General features: G+C 71.2%; 14 protein-coding genes and 1 pseudogene. 5 read left to right on the forward strand and 10 right to left on the reverse strand.

Annotated features, from left to right (window positions below; all coding sequences use genetic code 11):
- Nucleotides 1–181 precede the first annotated feature (181 nt).
- Complete coding sequence (locus AB0M30_RS44180) at nucleotides 182–790, reverse strand: alpha/beta family hydrolase (protein WP_364597657.1); 609 nt, start codon at nucleotides 788–790, stop codon at nucleotides 182–184.
- Complete coding sequence (locus AB0M30_RS44185; RefSeq protein WP_364597660.1) at nucleotides 787–1,545, reverse strand: SOS response-associated peptidase; 759 nt, start codon at nucleotides 1,543–1,545, stop codon at nucleotides 787–789. Before AB0M30_RS44185 ends, AB0M30_RS44180 begins: the two co-directional genes overlap by 4 nt.
- A gap of 106 nt (nucleotides 1,546–1,651) precedes the next feature.
- Here AB0M30_RS44185 and rsgA point away from each other — a divergent pair, with 106 nt between their 5' ends.
- From rsgA to AB0M30_RS44200, 3 genes are all read left to right on the forward strand, one after another.
- Nucleotides 1,652–2,674, forward strand: coding sequence for a ribosome small subunit-dependent GTPase A (gene rsgA / locus AB0M30_RS44190; RefSeq protein WP_364597663.1), 1,023 nt, complete (start codon nucleotides 1,652–1,654; stop codon nucleotides 2,672–2,674).
- Nucleotides 2,675–2,775: 101 nt separating this feature from the next.
- Nucleotides 2,776–3,660, forward strand: a complete 885-nt coding sequence (locus AB0M30_RS44195; RefSeq protein ID WP_364597666.1) for a hypothetical protein — start codon at nucleotides 2,776–2,778, stop codon at nucleotides 3,658–3,660.
- A 70-nt stretch (nucleotides 3,661–3,730) separates the two neighbouring features.
- On the forward strand, nucleotides 3,731–4,483 hold the full coding sequence (locus AB0M30_RS44200; RefSeq protein WP_364597669.1) for a hypothetical protein: 753 nt from the start codon (nucleotides 3,731–3,733) through the stop codon (nucleotides 4,481–4,483).
- Nucleotides 4,484–4,569: 86 nt separating this feature from the next.
- On the opposite strand, the gene AB0M30_RS44205 is transcribed toward AB0M30_RS44200, so the two are convergent.
- The 3 genes from AB0M30_RS44205 to AB0M30_RS44215 all read right to left on the reverse strand — a co-directional run bounded on the left by AB0M30_RS44205 (nucleotide 4,570) and on the right by AB0M30_RS44215 (nucleotide 6,897).
- A complete protein-coding gene (locus AB0M30_RS44205; RefSeq protein WP_360173346.1) occupies nucleotides 4,570–4,695 on the reverse strand; it encodes a hypothetical protein in 126 nt (41 codons plus the stop codon).
- Nucleotides 4,696–5,002: 307 nt separating this feature from the next.
- A complete protein-coding gene (locus AB0M30_RS44210) occupies nucleotides 5,003–5,494 on the reverse strand; it encodes a hypothetical protein (protein WP_103341231.1) in 492 nt (163 codons plus the stop codon).
- Nucleotides 5,491–6,897 carry a wax ester/triacylglycerol synthase family O-acyltransferase gene (locus AB0M30_RS44215; protein WP_364597673.1) on the reverse strand — a complete coding sequence of 469 codons (1,407 nt, stop codon included), beginning with the start codon at nucleotides 6,895–6,897 and terminating at the stop codon, nucleotides 5,491–5,493. Before AB0M30_RS44215 ends, AB0M30_RS44210 begins: the two co-directional genes overlap by 4 nt.
- Before the next feature lie 34 nt (nucleotides 6,898–6,931).
- Here AB0M30_RS44215 and AB0M30_RS44220 point away from each other — a divergent pair, with 34 nt between their 5' ends.
- Nucleotides 6,932–7,693, forward strand: a complete 762-nt coding sequence (locus AB0M30_RS44220) for an RNA methyltransferase (RefSeq protein ID WP_364597676.1) — start codon at nucleotides 6,932–6,934, stop codon at nucleotides 7,691–7,693.
- A 3-nt stretch (nucleotides 7,694–7,696) separates the two neighbouring features.
- Here AB0M30_RS44220 and AB0M30_RS44225 read toward each other — a convergent pair whose 3' ends face one another.
- Nucleotides 7,697–8,086 carry an HAD-IA family hydrolase gene (locus tag AB0M30_RS44225; protein WP_364597679.1) on the reverse strand — a complete coding sequence of 130 codons (390 nt, stop codon included), beginning with the start codon at nucleotides 8,084–8,086 and terminating at the stop codon, nucleotides 7,697–7,699.
- Between the two features lie 171 nt (nucleotides 8,087–8,257).
- Here AB0M30_RS44225 and AB0M30_RS44230 point away from each other — a divergent pair, with 171 nt between their 5' ends.
- Nucleotides 8,258–8,716: an Rv3235 family protein gene (locus AB0M30_RS44230; RefSeq protein ID WP_364597682.1), complete on the forward strand. Its 459-nt coding sequence runs from the start codon at nucleotides 8,258–8,260 to the stop codon at nucleotides 8,714–8,716.
- 191 nt (nucleotides 8,717–8,907) lie between these two features.
- Here the strand turns inward: AB0M30_RS44230 and AB0M30_RS44235 are convergent, their stop codons facing one another.
- From AB0M30_RS44235 to AB0M30_RS44250, 4 genes and pseudogenes are all read right to left on the reverse strand, one after another.
- Entirely contained in the window at nucleotides 8,908–10,119 is a 1,212-nt protein-coding gene (locus AB0M30_RS44235) for a cytochrome P450 (protein WP_364597685.1), read from the reverse strand.
- A 66-nt stretch (nucleotides 10,120–10,185) separates the two neighbouring features.
- Nucleotides 10,186–13,071 (reverse strand): preprotein translocase subunit SecA, encoded by a 2,886-nt coding sequence (secA, locus tag AB0M30_RS44240; RefSeq protein ID WP_364597688.1) that lies wholly within the window; start codon nucleotides 13,069–13,071, stop codon nucleotides 10,186–10,188.
- A 296-nt stretch (nucleotides 13,072–13,367) separates the two neighbouring features.
- Nucleotides 13,368–14,054 carry a ribosome-associated translation inhibitor RaiA gene (gene raiA, locus AB0M30_RS44245; protein WP_103341226.1) on the reverse strand — a complete coding sequence of 229 codons (687 nt, stop codon included), beginning with the start codon at nucleotides 14,052–14,054 and terminating at the stop codon, nucleotides 13,368–13,370.
- A 942-nt stretch (nucleotides 14,055–14,996) separates the two neighbouring features.
- Nucleotides 14,997–15,359 (reverse strand): annotated as a pseudogene (locus AB0M30_RS44250) (hypothetical protein); the annotation flags it as partial.
- Between the last annotated feature and the right edge of the window lie 945 nt (nucleotides 15,360–16,304).

Consider the following 16,304-nt stretch of genomic DNA (forward strand, 5'->3'; position numbering starts at 1 on the left):
CACCCCCCGGATCATGCGTGCGACTGGGGGCGTCAGTCATGCCGGGCCTGGCGACCACAGCTCCTTGATCAGGAACTACGAAAAAGGTAACGGGGGCGGCCCCTGTCCAGTCTATCGGCGGCAGGGGCGCAAAAACCGCCCCTCGGCAAATCTGTGGACAACCGACCCCATTGTGGACAACTCAGGCCAGCGGCCGCAGCACCCGCGAAAGCCACTCGGTCGCCGCGCGCGAGATCGTCTCCAGGTCCTTGCCCAGGCTGTGGTCGCCGTCGACCAGGACCAGCTCCTGGTGCGGCCCCGGCTTCGGGCGTCCGAAGGGGTCCCGCTCCCCCTGGATCACCAGGGTCGGCACCTCGACCGCGTCGAACTCCGGCTGGCGCGTCTTCTCCGGCCGGCCCGGCGGGTGTTCCGGGAACGCCAGGCAGAGCACCGCCACCGCCTGCCCGGCCGACGCCGTCCGGCAGGCCACCCGCGCGCCCGATGACCGGCCGCCGAACACGAACGGCAGGCCGTCGAAACGCTCCGACAGCTCGTCCGCCACCGTCAGCCACGCCGTGTCCAGCTGGTTCGCCGGGGCTGGCGCGCGGCGGCCCGCCACCCGGTAGGGCTGTTCGACCAGCGCCACGTGCACGCCCGCCGCCCGCGCCGCGCGCGTCACCGCCACCAGGTCCTTCGCCTCGAGCCCGCCGCCCGCGCCGTGGCCGAGCATGAGCACTGCCACGCCCTCCTCGGCGCAGTGCAGGTACACCCGCGCCGGGCCGTGGGCGGTCTCGATCGGGAGGGCCGTCATGACTTCGGCGCGTCGAACAGGGCGCCCTCTTGCGCCGGATCGACCCGTTCCAGCAGCTCGGGCCCGTTGTTGCGGACGTTGTTCACCTTGCTCGAGATCGGCCGCAGCTCCAGCGACGCCACGATGTCGTCCGGCGTCGGCACCAGCAGGTCGGTGACGTCTTCGCGGTCCGGGTCCAGCCAGCCGTCCCAGTGGGAGCGCGGCACGATCAGCGGCATCCGGTGGTGGACGTCGGTGAGCTGGCCGGCCGCGTCGGTCGTGATGATCGAGAAGGTGATCAGGGGCGAGGCCTTGTCGTCGTCCTTCGGCCGCCAGCTCTCCCAGATCCCGCCGAACGCGATCGAGGAGTCATCGGGCGCCGTCATGTAGAACGGCTCCTTCTCCTTGCCCGTGCGGCGCCACTCGAACCAGCCGTCGGCGGGCACCAGGCAGCGGCGCGACACCAGCGCGCGGCGGAAGGCCGGCTTCTCGGCGGCCGTCTCGGCGCGCGTGTTGATCATCCGCGAGCCGACCGACGGGTCCTTGGCCCAGAACGGCACCAGGCCCCACTTCATCATCCGCAGCGAGCGCTCGGCGGGCTCGTCCTCGAGGACCTGGCCGTCTTCGTCACGCGGGTGCCGCTGCACGACCGTGACCACGGTCTTCGTCGGTGCCACGTTGTGGTCGGCGCGCGCGTGGCCTTCGGTGAGGTCGATCGCGTCGAACTCCTCGATCAGCTTCGCCGGGTCCTTCGTGGCGGCGTAGCGCCCGCACATGGCCAACCTCCTATACCGGTTGGGTCATCGTTACACGCAGGCCAGGGCCGTGGCGAGCGGCGTGGGATCATTCGGGTGGGCACCGGCACACGAGAGGACGACGGGTTTGGCGCGCAACGACTGGAGCAAGCTGGACGAGTCCGACGTCCGGGTGCGTCCAGGCAAGGGCACCCGGCCCCGCAGCAAGCGCCGTCCCGAGCACGCCGACGCCGTCACGGCCATGGTCATCGGCAAGGACCGCGGCCGCTGGACCTGCGCGATCGACGCCGATCCGGCCCAGGTGATCACCGCCATGCGGGCCCGCGAAATGGGCCGGACCCCGGTGGTCGTCGGCGACCGGGTCGGCATCGTCGGGGACGTCTCCGGCAAACCGGACACCCTCGCGCGGATCATCCGCGTCGACGAGCGCACCAGCTCGCTCCTGCGCACCGCCGATGACACCGACCCGTACGAGCGGCTGGTCGTCGCGAACGCCGAGCGCCTGCTGATCGTCACCGCGCTGGCCGACCCGCCGCCGCGCACCGGCTTCATCGACCGCTGCCTCGTCGCCTGCTACGCGGGCGGCGTCGAGCCGGTCCTGTGCCTGACGAAGGCCGACCTGGCCAGCCCGGACGAGCTCCTGGCGGGCTACGCGGGCCTCGACATCCCGGTGATCGTCAGCCGGCACGACGAACAGCCCGAAGGCCTCGACGAGCTGCTGAAAGACCACCTGACCGCACTGGTCGGCCACTCCGGTGTCGGCAAGTCGACATTGGTCAACCGCCTGGTTCCGGACGCCGACCTGGCCGTCGGCGTGGTGAGCGGGGTCGGGAAGGGGCGCCACACGTCCGTCGCCGCGGTGGCGCTGCCGCTGCCCGGCGGCGGCTGGGTGATCGACACGCCCGGCGTGCGGTCGTTCGGGCTGGCCCACGTCACGGCGGACCACATCGTGGACGCCTTCGAGGAGTTCGCCGCGGCCGCCGAGGAGTGCCCGTCCGGCTGCGGGCACCTGGGCGCGCCCGAGGACCCGGGCTGCGCGCTCGACGACGTCGTCACCGAGGGGAAGGCGAGCCCGGAGCGGCTTGCGTCCCTGCGGCGTCTGCTGGCGTCACGTGGGGGCCACGATGTGACCCGCACCACTGAGTCCTGAGACAACCGGGAACCGATCGCCGGTCGTCTCCGTCATATCGGTAACCAATCACCCGATCAGGCGATATGCCGAGCGGAAGATCCGACTCTGAGGGGAACTCAATGCGCAAGACCACTCTGGTCGCCGCGGGCGCCGCGCTGGTGCTCACGCTGACCGCGTGCAGCGGCAATTCCGCCACCGGCACCGCCGAACCGGCCGCCGCGGGCGGGCAGAGCCAGTCGGCGGGCCTCGCTTCGCCGTTCACCGACGCGATCCAGCTGGCGTCGGCGTCCAAGCAGAACACCGTGAAGTCGAAGTCGGCGAAGTTCACCATGGAGGGCTCCGCCGCCGGCCAGACGCTGAGCGCCACCGGCGCGATGGCGATGGACGAGACGGACACCCGGTTCTCGATGACGAGCACCGCCGCCGGGCAGACCACCGAGATGCGCCTGGTCGACAAGGTCATGTACATCAAGCTGCCCGCCGGAGAGCAGCAGCAGCTGGGTACGGACAAGGGCTGGGCCAAGATCTCGGCCGACGGCAACGACCCGTTCTCGCAGGCGCTGGGCGGCGCGCTGTCGCAGTCGGCGGAGCAGAGCGACCCGAGCAAGATGCTCGACCAGATCTCCAAGGCGGGCCGGATCATCTCGTCCGACCAGACCGAGCTGAACGGCGAGAAGGTCAACCACTACAAGGTGGAGCTCGACGTCGCCAAGGCCGTCGACCAGTTCACCGGCCAGGTCCCGGCCGCGGCGCGCGACAAGCTCACCGACATGCTCAAGGGCAAGGACATCAAGCTCCCGGCCGAGCTGTGGCTGAACAAGGACAACCTGCCGGTGCAGGTGACCATGGACCAGGGCCCGATGATGCAGGCGCTGGGCGCGCCGGCCGGCGACGCGAAGTTCACGATGAAGTACAGCGACTGGGGCACCCAGGTCGACGTGACGGCCCCGCCGGCCGACCAGGTCGTCGACCTCGGCGAGCTGATGAAGAAGGCCGGTCGCTGACCGGACGACGCTGAGTAGCGGCGGCTCCCCCGAATGAGTTCGGGGGAGCCGCTGTGTTTTTGTTGGCGCCATGCGCAAAGCCGCCGTGGTGCTGCTGTTCGCCCTGTTCGCCGGTGCGTGCACCGACCCGCCGCGACGTCCGGCGTTCGAAGACGCGCGAGCGCTGGCCGACGCCGCGACGGCGGCCACGACGAGCGGCGGCTCGGCGAAGTTCGGCACGGACGTCGCGGTCGGCTCGGTCCGGTCGAAGGGCCAGGGCCAGGCGCGGTTCGGCGCCGGCGGGACGGCCCAGGTGATGACGACGGACTTCCTCGGCGAGCCGGTGGAGCTGCGGCTGGTGGCCGGAAAGCTGTACGCGAAGGTGCCGGAAGGCTCTCGCGACGAGGTCGGCACGGGCAAGCCGTGGGTGGTGGTCGCGGCGGACGGCACGGACCCGTTTTCCCAGGTCCTCGGGGCCAGCCTGACGCAGCTGGCCGCGCAGAACGACCCGGCGCACACCCTCGGCGAAATCCGCACGGCGGGCACGATCATCGCGGCCGAGCGCACGGACCTGGGCGGAGTGCCGGCGGAGCACTACCGCGTCGACCTGGAGCTGGCCCGGTTGGGCACCGACCTGCCGGCGGGATTGCCCGCGGACGCGGCGGGCCGGGTGGGCGGCAAGTTCCCGGTGGAACTGTGGCTCGACGAGACGCACCGGCCGTTGCAGATCGTGCTGGACCTCTCGCCGATCCTGCCGGGCTCGGAAGCACGCATCACCACGCGCTATTCGGACTGGGGCACACCGGTGGACGTCCAGCCACCGCCCGCGGGCGAGGTCGGCTAGTCACGTTTCGCGGCCCGGCCGCTTCACGCGGCCGGCGACGGCTCCGCACGGAAGGGTCCGCAGAGTGACGACACCCTAGTCCGCCCTCAGTGACGAGGGAGGTAATCCGTCGCGGTCATGATCCCGAAGACCAGGGCACCCAGGACGAGCACGATCATCGCGACGAGAACGAGCAGCACAGCGCAACCGCCGATGCCGTCCCGTTTGCGCATGCCGTCTTCATCAGCCGCGGAGGAGTGGTTCACTCACCGTGCGGTCCGGCCGGCGGGCGGCTCCGACCAGCCCCAGCTCTTTGCGCCCCGCCCCGCAGGCCCCCACAAACATCCCCCACCACACCCAGGGGGGCGTCCCCAAGTCCAGTCTACCGGCCCCCACCGACAAAACCCCGGCTCAACGCCGGTTGTCCACAGGCGACCCCGGTTGGGGACAACCTCCTGGCGCAGCACGATCACCCGCCGAAGCCTTGGTGTGGCCGGCGCCGCACTCGCGCAGCAGCTCGACGAGGTAGAGGTAGGAGACTCAGAGCAGCTCCAGCAGGAACGGCAGTTCCTGCGGCGCATACCAAGCCAGCTCGTGGTCCTCCGCGTCCCCCAAAGTGAACTCCGCGTCCGGATCCCCCAGGTCGGCCGCGTCGATCACCGCCGCCGCCGCGGTCACCGCCTCGGCCGCCTCCGGGGCGTCCACGTGGATCGCCGCCACCGCCGACAGCGGGATCGGGCCGCCGATTCGCACCACCGGTGCGTCCAGGTCCGGGCGCAGGGTCACCCCGGCGACGTCCGCCGACACCACCACCCGGCGTGGCTCGCCCTTCTCCTCCGCCGCGATCAGGCGCAGCGAAGCCCGGGCCGCGTCCAGCAACGCCGCGTACTCCAGCTCCTCGTCCGATCCGCTCGAGTACGCCTCGCGCAACGCCGGCGTCAGCGCGAAGGCCGTTCCGCTGCGGGCGCGGAACTCCCCCGATGTCTCGAGGTCGCGAAGCATCGCGATGGTCGCAGGCAGATAAACCCTCACCAGTGCGCACCCTTCAGCTCTTCCAAGGACTCTTCGATCATCCCGGCGACCAGATCGACGTCGAACGCGGCCTTGCGGTCGCCGTTCAGTCCGAAGTAGACGCCGCCGTGGTAGGACGTCACCCCGATCGCCAGCGCCTGGGTGCGCATCAGCGGCATCACCGGGAACATCTCGACCAGTCTGGCCTCTCCCGCGTACATCGGCACCTGGGGGCCCGGCGAGTTGGTCACCATGACGTTGAAAATCCGCCCGGACAGCGACCCCGCCGCACGCGCGCCCAGCGAATGGAGCGTAGCCGGGGCGAAGCCGCCGACCTTGAGGAGGCCGCGCGCCGCCACCGAACGGCCCGAATCGAGGTGCTCGGCCATCGCGTGCCCGATGTGCTGGAGCCGCAGGACCGGGTTCGGCTCGCCGACCGGCAGGTCCACCAGGTACGCCGCCACCTGGTTGCCGACCAGCCCCGGCGTCGAGTACGCGGGTGTCTCGGCGTCGCGGACCGCCAGCGGCACCAGCGCGCGGATCGTCGTGTCCGGCGTGAGCTGGACCTCGCGCGAAAGCAGCCATTCGCGCAGCGCCCCCGTGATGGCCGCGAGGACGACGTCGTTGACCGTGCCGCCGTGCGCCGCGCGGATCTTGCGGAAGTCCTCCAGCCGCGTGCGGACCACGCCGAACACGCGACCACCCGACACCCGGACGTTCAGCGGCCCCGGCGGCGCCGGGCTCACCAGGGTGCGCAGCGTCGACGCCACCCCGCCGACGGTCTCGGCGAACTTGCCCGCCGCCGCGAACGCGTCGTTCGCCGCCGACCGGACGTTCTCCACCACCTCGCCCGGCCGCTGGACGCCCTCGCTGACCGCGTCCAGCACCAGCTGGGTGCGGCTCGGCTCGCGGCGCGGCGTCCAGGTGTCCTCGAACGGCTCCGGCTCGGCCGGCTCCAGGTCGAGGATGAGCTGGCCGAGGTCGATCGTGCCGACACCGTCCACAACGGACTGGTGGGTCTTCGTCACCAGCGCCACCCGGTCGCCGGCCAGCCCCTCGATGAAGTACGCCTCCCAGAGCGGCCGCTCCGGCGCCAGGCGCCGCGACATCAGGCGGGCGACCAGGTCGAACAGCTGCTCGTCACTGCCCGGCTGGGGCAGCGCCGAGCGCCGGACGTGGTAGTTCAGGTCGAAGTCGACGTCGTCCACCCACACCGGCCGCGCCAGGTGGCCCGGCACCTCGAGCACGCGCTGCCGGTACCGCGGCAGGTAGGCCAGCCGCCCGCCGATGAGGTCGACCAGCTGCGCGTAGCCGAACCCGGAGCGCGGCCGCTCGAAGATCGCCACGCCGCCGACGTGCATCGGGGTCGCGTGGTCCTCGAGGTAGAGGAACGAGGCGTCCAGCGCGGAAAGGCGGTCGGGCATGGGCCGATCCTTTCATGATGCGAGACTGCGGGGTGTGGGTGATGAGTCGACAATCTCGCCGAAGGACCGCTTCCTGACCGTGTACGGCCGGAAGCCGGTGCTCGAGGCACTGGCGGACGGCGGCCTGCGCGTGGACAAGGTGATCCTCGCCGACACCGCCCGCGGGCCCGGCGCGGCGGAGATCCAGCGCGCGGCGAAGGAGGCCGGCGTGCCGGTGCAGCGCGCCAGTGCCCACCGGGTCAAGGTGCTCGCCGGCAACGGCAAGCAGGACCAGGGCGTGCTCGCCGACGTCCTCGCTCCGCGGATGCGAGCGCTTTCCGCGGCGTTGGGCGACCGGCGGCCGCCGTCGCGGGTGCTGCTGCTGGACGGCATCACCACGCCCGCGAACGTCGGCATGATCCTGCGGACGGCGACCGCGGCCGGCCTGGACGGGGTGATCGTGCCCCGGCGCGGCGTCGCGGCGCTGGACCCGCTGGTCGTCAAGGCGTCGGCGGGGGTGGCGTTCCGGGCGCCGGTGCTGCGCTGCGGCTCGGCGCGCGAGGCCGCGGAGATGCTGACCGAAGCCGGCTACGGGCTGTACGCGCTGGGCGCGTCGGCTCGCACGACGGTGTTCGACATCGACCTGCCGCAGCGCGCCGCGTTCGTCCTCGGCGGCGAGACGGCCGGAGTCGGGCCGGAGGTCGGCGAGCTCGTCACGGAGTGGGTGTCCATCCCGATGCCGGGTGACGTCGAGTCGCTGAACGTCTCGGCCGCCGCCGCGGTGCTGTCGTTCGAGCTGGTCCGCCGCGCGCGCTGACCCTCACCCGGCCGCGAACAGCACGGCGAGTCGGTCCAGCGTCTCGCTGACCGACCGGTGGTGCACCCCGACCATGCCCGCCTCGACGGCACCGCGGACGTTCGCCGCCGAGTCGTCGACGAACGCGCAGCGCATGGCGGGCAGCCCGAGCCGCTCGGCCGCGATCAGGTAGACCGCCGGGTCCGGTTTGGCCACGCCGACTTCGCCGGAAAACACCAGGGCGTCGAAGAAATCGGACATCGTGTTCTTGACCTCGTCCGAGGCCCGGGGCGCGTTGGACAGCAGCGCGGTGCGGACGCCGCGCTCGCGTGCGGCCGCCAGGTAGTCGTAGAACCGGCCGGCGTCGGGATCGGTCAGAACGCCGGCGAAATCGACCAACAACCCTTTCAGCATCGGGCACACCATAGCCCGGGCGGGGATGCGGTGTCTCGCCGAGCGGGGGTTTACCGCAATGGTCGGCCGGAATCCACAGCTTCGGCGGTTTCCGCCCGGATCGTGCGATTCCGGTGTCTTTTCCGGCCCGTTCCCCCTCTAAGCGAATGCCGAGCCAGGGAGGGAAGGAAAATGATCGAGGAACACCGGTTGCGAACGCTGGTCCACTGCGAGGTGCCTCGCCGGGCGGACCGTCCGCAAGAGGGGACACCGAGCGTGCACCACCGCGGCGACGCACGGTATCCGGCGCCGAGGCAGCTCGACGCGGGCGAGGTGGGCCACCTGCTGAACATGCTGCTGGAGGCCTACGACGGCCGCCGCCCGGCGGCGCAGGTCCGCGCTTTGGTGGCGCCGGAGGTGTACGCGGGGTTCATCGGGCCACGCGGGACGCGGCCACGGCACCGGACGCAGACGATCCACACGTGCACCCCGGCACCGGAGGTGGTCGAGGCGTGCGCCCGCGTGGAGGCGGATGGCCGCTCGTTCGCACTGGCCGCCCGCTTCACCCGCACCCCGACCGGCTGGCGGTGCGTGCGGTTCGCGCTGTTGAAACCGCAGCAGCCGGCCAACCCGATCCGGCGGGCGGCGTGAGGCGGGGAGGTGCGGGCCGCTCGCCACCGGTCGCAAGAGCGGCGAGGTGAGGCGGGGTTCAGGTGCCCCGCCCTGCCAACGGCTTGCGGGCCGCGCCACGCCGACCGCCACCACTCACGGAACCGCGCCGCGCCGATGCGGCGCGGTCCACTTGGGCCACGTTGTCGTCGTCGCCGGCGGCTCAGCGAAACCTAACCGCCGCTCGCCACCGAAAGGGACGACAAGCCGCGCAAGGTCGCCGTCGGGTTCCACTCCGGAGTGCCCGCCAAGGTCAGGCCCGGGCGGCGGCGGGCCAGTTCGCGGAATGCGATGCGGGCCTCCAACCTCGCCAATGGCGCGCCCAAGCAGAAGTGGATGCCCTGGCCGAACGCCAGCTGGCGGCCCGGCTCCCGCGCCGGGTCGAAGGATTCCGGGGAAGGACCCGTTGCCGGGTCGCGGTTGGCCGCGCCGAGCACCATGATCAGCTGGCTGCCCGCCGGTACCGCCAGCTCGCCCAGCTCCGTGTCGCGCAGGGCCGTGCGGGCCGTCAGCTGGACCGGCGAGTCGTAGCGCAGCACCTCCTCCACCACCCGCGCCGCGTTCTCGCCGTCCGTGCCCAACGGCTTCAGCCCGTCCGGGCCGCGCAGCAGCGCCAGGACGCCGTTGCCGATCAGGTTCGTCGTCGTCTCGTGGCCGGCGATCAGCAGGAGCGTGAGCGTCACCAGCAGCTCGCCCTCGGTGAGCACGTCGCCCGCGTCGGACACCGCCACCAACGCCGAGAGCAGGTCGTCCCCCGGCTCCCGCCGCCGCTCGGCCGCCAGCTCGCGGAAGTAGCCCACGAACGCCTGGCGGGCCTTGACCGCCGGTTCGAACGTCTCCGGGCGCTGCAGGAACGGCGGGTCCAGCGCCCGCGCCATCGCGTGCGACCACTCCGCGAACCGCTCGCGATCGTCCAGCGGCACGCCGAGGAGTTCCGCGATCACCTCGACCGGCAACGGCTTCGCGAGCGCCGTCATCACGTCGAACTCCGCCGGCGCGCGGGCGACGAGTGCGGCCGCGATCTCCTCGATGCGCGGCGTGAGCTGCTCGACCATCCGCGGCGTGAACGCCTTCGCCACCAGCCGCCGCAGGCGCGTGTGGTCCGGCGGGTTCAGCGAGAGGAACGCCCGGACCACGCGTCCTGATTCGTCGACCGGCTGGTCCGGGAGACGGTCCGCCGGATCCAGGTACTCGGGTTCGGGGTGCCCGAACGCCGGGTCGCGCAGCACGTGCGTCGCCTCAGCGAGGCCGCTCACCACGAACGTCCGCTCGTTCAGGGCCGCGACCGGCCACCGCTCGCGCCACCGCCGGTACGCCGGGTACGGGTCCGGCCGCCGCTCGGGCGCGAACAACGCGAAGAACTCCTGCGGATCCGCCGACGTCACCAAGCCCCTCCCCCGTTCATGACACCGGGGCGCGCGGACCAGCCGCGCGCCCCGGTCACACCCGTGTCAGCGACGCGGGCCCTTCTTGCCCTTCTTGGCGGCGTCACGCTGGGCGGCGCGACGATCCCGGCGGGTCCCGCCGGCGCCACCGCCCGCCGCCTGCGCTTCGCCCTCGGCGTGGGACTCGACCTCGCCGTCCTCGCCCGGCCCGGACAGCGTCATGCCCGGCTGCTGGCCACCGCCACCGAGGCCCTTGCCGCGCAGGGCGGCCGGGACGGACTCGGTGTCGGTCGTCGGCGGCTGCGGCGGCGCCGGCCGCGCGTGCCGGCCCTCGGCCGCCTGGCCGTTGCCGGTGGGGACGCCCGTCGGCACCGCCGCGGCTTCCTCGGCCGGCGGGGCCTCGGCGCGCTCGACCTGCAGGTTGAACAGGAAGCCGACGGCCTCCTCCTTCAGCGAGTCGAGCATCGCGCGGAACATGTCGAAGCCCTCGCGCTGGTACTCGATCAGCGGGTCGCGCTGCGCCAGCGCCCGCATGCCGATGCCCTGCTTGAGGTAGTCCATCTCGTACAGGTGCTCACGCCACTTGCGGTCGAGGACCGTCAGCATCACCTGGTGCTCCAGGGTCCGCATGCCCTCCGGGCCGACGAGCGCGTTGATTTCCGCTTCGCGCTTGTCGTAGGCGTTGCGGGCGTCCTGGACCAGCGCGTCGCGCAGGCTGCTCTCGTCGAGGTCGCCGTCCTCCATGAGGTCGTCCCACTCGATGCTCACCGGGTACAGCGTCTTCAGCGCCGTCCACAGCTTCTCGTGGTCCCAGTCCTCGGCGTAGCCGTTGGCCGTCGCGCCGTCCACATAGGCGTTGACGACGTCGACGAGCATGCCCTCGATCTGGTCGCGCAGGTTCTCGCCGGCCAGGACGCGGTGGCGCTCGGCGTAGATCACCTTGCGCTGCTCGTTCATGACCTCGTCGTACTTGAGGACGTCCTTGCGCTGCTCCATGTTGATCTGCTCGACCTGGGTCTGCGCGCTCTTGATGGCCTTGGAGACCATCTTGTGCTCGATCGGCACGTCGTCGGGCAGGCGCATGGTCGTCATGACGCGCTCGACCATCGTCGCGTTGAAGCGGCGCATGAGCTCGTCACCGAGCGACAGGTAGAAGCGGGACTCGCCCGGGTCGCCCTGCCGGCCGGACCGGCCGCGGAGCTGGTTGTCGATGCGGCGCGACTCGTGCCGCTCGGTGCCCAGCACGTACAGCCCGCCCGCCTCGCGGACCTCCTCGGCCTCGGCCTTGGACTCGGCCTTGACCTGCTCCAGGACCTCCGGCCAGGCGGCCTCGTACTCCTCGGAGTGCTCGACCGGGTCCAGGCCGCGTTCCCGCAGCACCTGGTCGGCGATGAGGTCGGGGTTGCCGCCCAGCACGATGTCGGTACCACGGCCGGCCATGTTCGTGGCGACCGTGACGGCGCCCTTCTGGCCGGCGCGCGCGACGATCAGCGCCTCCCGGTCGTGGTGCTTCGCGTTCAGCACCTCGTGCGGGACGCTCAGCTTGACCAGCAGCTTCGACAGCCGCTCCGACTTCTCGACGCTCGTGGTGCCGACCAGCACCGGCTGGCCCTTCTCGAACCGCTCGGCGATGTCCTCGGCGACCGCCTCGTACTTCGCTTCCTCGGTCTTGTAGATCAGGTCCGCCTGGTCGACGCGGACCATCGGGCGGTTCGTCGGGATCGGCACCACACCCAGCTTGTAGGTCTGGTGGAACTCGGCGGCCTCGGTCTCGGCCGTACCGGTCATCCCGGCGAGCTTGCCGTAGAGGCGGAAGTAGTTCTGCAGCGTGATCGTGGCGAGGGTCTGGTTCTCGGCCTTGATCTCGACCTTTTCCTTGGCCTCGATCGCCTGGTGCATGCCCTCGTTGTAGCGGCGGCCGTGCAGGACGCGGCCGGTGAACTCGTCCACGATCATGACTTCGCCGTTGCGGACGATGTAGTCCTTGTCGCGGTGGAAGAGCTCCTGGACCTTGAGCGCGTTGTTCAGGTACCCGACCAGCGGGGTGTTGGCGGCCTCGTACAGGTTGTCGATGCCGAGCTGGTCCTCGACGAACCGGACGCCCTTCTCGGTGACGGCCACCGTGCGCTTCCGCACGTCGATCTCGTAGTGGTACTTCGAGTTGATCAGGTTCGTCTTCTCGACCCGCTCACGCGACCCCATCGTGGTGGTGTCGATGCCGTTCATCAGCGGCACGAGCCGCGCGAACTCGACGTACCAGCGCGACGACTGGTCCGCCGGGCCCGAGATGATCAGCGGCGTCCGGGCCTCGTCGATGAGGATCGAGTCCACCTCGTCGACGATGGCGTAGTAGTGGCCGCGCTGGACGCAGTCGTCCAGGCTCCACGCCATGTTGTCGCGCAGGTAGTCGAAGCCGAACTCGTTGTTCGTGCCGTAGGTGATGTCGGCGTTGTACTGGGCACGCCGGACGTCCGGCTGCTGCTCCGAGAGGATCACGCCGACCTCGAGGCCGAGGAAGCGGTGGATGCGGCCCATCCACTCCGAGTCGCGCTTGGCCAGGTAGTCGTTCGTCGTGACGACGTGGACGCCCTTGCCGGGGATGGCGTTGAGGTAGGCGGGGAGGACGCAGGTTAGCGTCTTGCCCTCGCCGGTCTTCATTTCGGCGACCTGGCCGAGGTGCAGCGCCGCGCCGCCCATCAGCTGGACGTCGAAGTGACGCTGGCCCAGCACCCGCTTGGCCGCTTCCCGGACGACCGCGAAGGCCTCCGGGAGCAGGTCGTCGAGGGATTCGCCGTCGCCGTTCCGCTTGCGGAACTCCTCGGTCTTGGCCCGCAGCTCGGCGTCGGTCAGGTCCTTGACGTCGTCTTCGAGGGTGTTGATGTGATCGGCGATGTTGCGCAGCCGCTTCACCATCTTGCCCTCACCCGCGCGGAGCAGGCGGTTCAGCACCATCCGGTCGACCTCACTAGCTGAATATGAGCACGCCCAGGCCGGTCCCGGGCAGGTTCTCCCGCGGTGGCGGCCGAGTTCGGCGCCACCTTCCCACCCCCATCGTAGGGAACGGTGGCGGTCGTGTGCACACGCCGTACGTCCTGAGAACCTTATTCAGCCGTCGGCCGGCGCGAATGTCACGTAGGTGGACGGCCTGCGGTCCGTAGCGCCGGCCTAACCAGAATAAGGTTCTGACATGCGGAGGGCCCGCACGCGAGCGCGTGCGGACCCTCCGTCCGGCCTCCTTCGAGCCCGGCTCAGCCGAGCCGGATCACGCCGTAGTCGAAGCCTTTCCGCCGGTAGACCACGCTGGGCCGGCCCGCGTCGGAGTCGTTGAAGAGGTAGAAGTCGTGGCCGACCAGTTCCATCTCGTAGAGAGCCTGGTCCACCGTCATGGGGTCGGCGGTGTGCTGCTTCTCGCGGACGACGCGGCCGGGCTGGTGACCCAGGTCGTCGTCGGCCCAGCTCTGCTGCTGGGGCAGGTGGAATTCTTCGGCACTCGCGAAGCCGTTCGACTGAGGTTCGGCTTCGGGTGCGTCCAACACCGCGGTACGCGCGGCGGGACTGGCTGCGGCCGGGGATCCACCACCCGGCAGTGCCGAGGTCGCTTCGGCGACCGATTCCGGACGGCTGCGGCCGTAGTGCACGCGCCGCCGGTCGTGTGTCCTCCGCAGCCGGTTTTCCAGCTTGGTGACTGCGGAATCGAGCGCCGCGTAGAAGTCGGCGGCACACGCTTCAGCGCGTACGGCCGGGCCCCGCCCCTTTCCGGTGATTTCGACGCGCTGGCAACTCTTGGCCTGGCGTCGGTTGGGTTCGTGGAACAGTTCCACGTCGTACCGGATGACTTTCCTGTCGTAGCGCTCGAGGCGGGCCAGCTTTTCGCTGACAAGTGCCCGATAGTGGTCGGGCACCTCCACGTTGCGGCCCTTAACGACGATGTCCATACACGACCTCCCTCGCTGAGATGACTGCGAGCTGATGTGTTCACACACGGCGCCGGTATTGCGGGGACGTAAGCCCGGATCGCGGGCTGAGAAGGAACTCGGAAACGGTGGACGACGTCTCGTTCCGGTGACCGAGCGCGGACTCAGCGCACCTCCGGCGCCAGGGACATGGGCTCGTCACCTCCCTGCCTGCGGGGATTGCTGATTGCGGAGCACGTTAGCTTCCTCACGCCCGTTACAACAGCCCCCGAGCCGGGGGATGTCAGGAGATGGGACTCGGTCACCCCGCGCAGTGATCGCGAAGTGGGCACCGCAAAACACCCGCTGGTCGGACGCGGCGCGGTCGCCGTGGTTTCACACGGACGGCGCACCGCTGCCTGCTGGTGGACGCCGAGGGTGACAGGCCGGTCTCCCACAGCCGCCACTCCGGTGGAGTGGTGTGGCGGCCGAGTGATCGTGATCGACACCCTCATGCCCGGACAACGGGCACCGGTCCGCTCGCGTTCCCGGCGGTTGTCACTCGTGTAGGTGAAGAGAGGTTCACCCGGGCGCGAGAAGGGGTTCGCGGTGGACCCTTTTTTGCGGCTTGAGCTGGGGAGAAGTTGGTTGCGAGGCGGTTGATCGGGGTGCGGTGCGGAACCGGTACCACGTTGTTTCCGGCGTGTTTCGGGGTTTGCTGGGCGCGGCTTGCCTCGCCGCGGCCCGGCCGGCGTCCGGCTCGGCCCGGAGCCGTCGCCACCACGGTTGTTTCCGGTGTGCTTCGGGGTTTTCCGGTGTGCTTCGGGGTTGCTGCGCACGACCTGCCTCACCCGATCGAGTCGGCGCGGCTCGGCCGGGAGCCGTCGCTTGTGGCCGCTCTCGCCGGCCTGCGCTCTTCCCGTGGAAGGTCCACAGTGGTGCACATGGATCGGTTTTCCACGCACGGCGGCGAGCCCGGCCGGTTCAGCCGGCGGCCAGCAGGGTCAGGACGGCGGAGACCGTAACTCCCGCCGCCGCGAGCGCGCTGGTGCAGGCGGCCGCCGTGGCACCGGTGGTGATCACGTCGTCCAGGACCACGACGCTGAATCCCGGCGGCGGGCGCCCGGCCTCACGGAACCGCAGGCGGCCGGCGAGGTTGGCCATGCGCTGTTCGCGGCTCAAGCCGACCGCGTCGCGGGCCGAGCCCGCCAGCTCCAACGCCGGCGCGACGGCGACTTCGATGCCCCGCGCCGCGAGGACGCTCGCTGCCGCGTGGGCCAGGCGTTCGACGTGCGGGCCACCTCGCACCCGCGCCGCCGATGGGCGGCTCGGGGCCGGGACCAGGCAGATCGCCCGGGCCGCCGAGTTTGGGGGTTTGGTCTGATCCGACCCGCCCGGGGGAGGCGCCGGAGCGGCCCGAGCGGCGCCCGGTCGATCCGGGTCGGCATCCGGCCAGGTCGAAGCTCCGCCAGACCCCGCCGGGCCAGCGCCCGACCGAACCGACACCCCACCGCGCCGAGCCGAACCCGCACCCGGCCCGGTCGAACCTGCGCCGAATTCAGGCGACGCCCCACCCAACCCAGCGCCCGACCGGACTGGCACCCCACCCGGCCAACCCGAACCAGCACCCGGCCAGGTCGAAGCTCCGCCCGACTCCGCCGGAACAGCACCCGACCGGGCCGACACCCCACCCGGCCGACCCGGAGCGCCATCCGGCCAGACCGAAGCTCCGCCCGACTCCGCCGGAACAGCACCCGACCGGGCCGGCACCCCACCCGGCCGACCCGAACCGACATCCGGCCAGACCGAAGCTCCACCGGACCCCGCCGGAACAGCACCCGACCGAACAGGCACCCCACCCGGCCGACCCGAACCCACATCCGGCCAGACCGAAGCTCCGCCAGACCCCGCCGGACCAGCGCCCGACCGAGCCGAAGCCCCACCCGCCCCGCCGATCGCAGCCACCTCCAACGGCAGCGCCATCACCGCCTCCGCCAGCACCCGCCCCAACGACGGCGCCAGGTCACGACGCCCGCGCTCCTTGTACGCGATCAACAACCTCCGGCCCACCCCGCGGTACCTGGCCAGCGCGAACACCCGCACCAACCCGGCCGTGGGCGCGCGCACCACCTCCCGGGCCGCGCCCCACACTCCCTCGCACTGGGCACAACACGGCTCGCCCCGGGCTCCGCACGCGGCGCAGCGGCTGGGGATCAGCAGATCGAGCAGTCTCTTCAGCACACCGACAGTGTCACGACCGGCACCGACAGTTTCGAACGCCCGGACGTCACC

It is taken from the genome of Amycolatopsis sp. NPDC051716 (genome assembly GCF_040681595.1).
In the GTDB taxonomy this organism is placed as follows: Bacteria; Actinomycetota; Actinomycetes; order Mycobacteriales; family Pseudonocardiaceae; genus Amycolatopsis.

Bases quoted from the DNA above. Each gene is read 5' to 3' on its own strand.
- AB0M30_RS44195 (WP_364597666.1), top strand. From the start codon at position 2,776: ATGCGCAAGACCACTCTGGTCGCCGCGGGCGCCGCGCTGGTGCTCACG.
- AB0M30_RS44215 (WP_364597673.1), bottom strand. From the start codon at position 6,897: ATGCCCGACCGCCTTTCCGCGCTGGACGCCTCGTTCCTCTACCTCGAG.
- AB0M30_RS44225 (WP_364597679.1), bottom strand. From the start codon at position 8,086: ATGCTGAAAGGGTTGTTGGTCGATTTCGCCGGCGTTCTGACCGATCCC.
- secA (WP_364597688.1), bottom strand. From the start codon at position 13,071: ATGGTGCTGAACCGCCTGCTCCGCGCGGGTGAGGGCAAGATGGTGAAG.
- AB0M30_RS44180 (WP_364597657.1), bottom strand. From the start codon at position 790: ATGACGGCCCTCCCGATCGAGACCGCCCACGGCCCGGCGCGGGTGTAC.
- AB0M30_RS44230 (WP_364597682.1), top strand. From the start codon at position 8,258: ATGATCGAGGAACACCGGTTGCGAACGCTGGTCCACTGCGAGGTGCCT.
- AB0M30_RS44185 (WP_364597660.1), bottom strand. From the start codon at position 1,545: ATGTGCGGGCGCTACGCCGCCACGAAGGACCCGGCGAAGCTGATCGAG.
- AB0M30_RS44205 (WP_360173346.1), bottom strand. From the start codon at position 4,695: ATGCGCAAACGGGACGGCATCGGCGGTTGCGCTGTGCTGCTCGTTCTC.
- AB0M30_RS44200 (WP_364597669.1), top strand. From the start codon at position 3,731: ATGCGCAAAGCCGCCGTGGTGCTGCTGTTCGCCCTGTTCGCCGGTGCG.
- raiA (WP_103341226.1), bottom strand. From the start codon at position 14,054: ATGGACATCGTCGTTAAGGGCCGCAACGTGGAGGTGCCCGACCACTAT.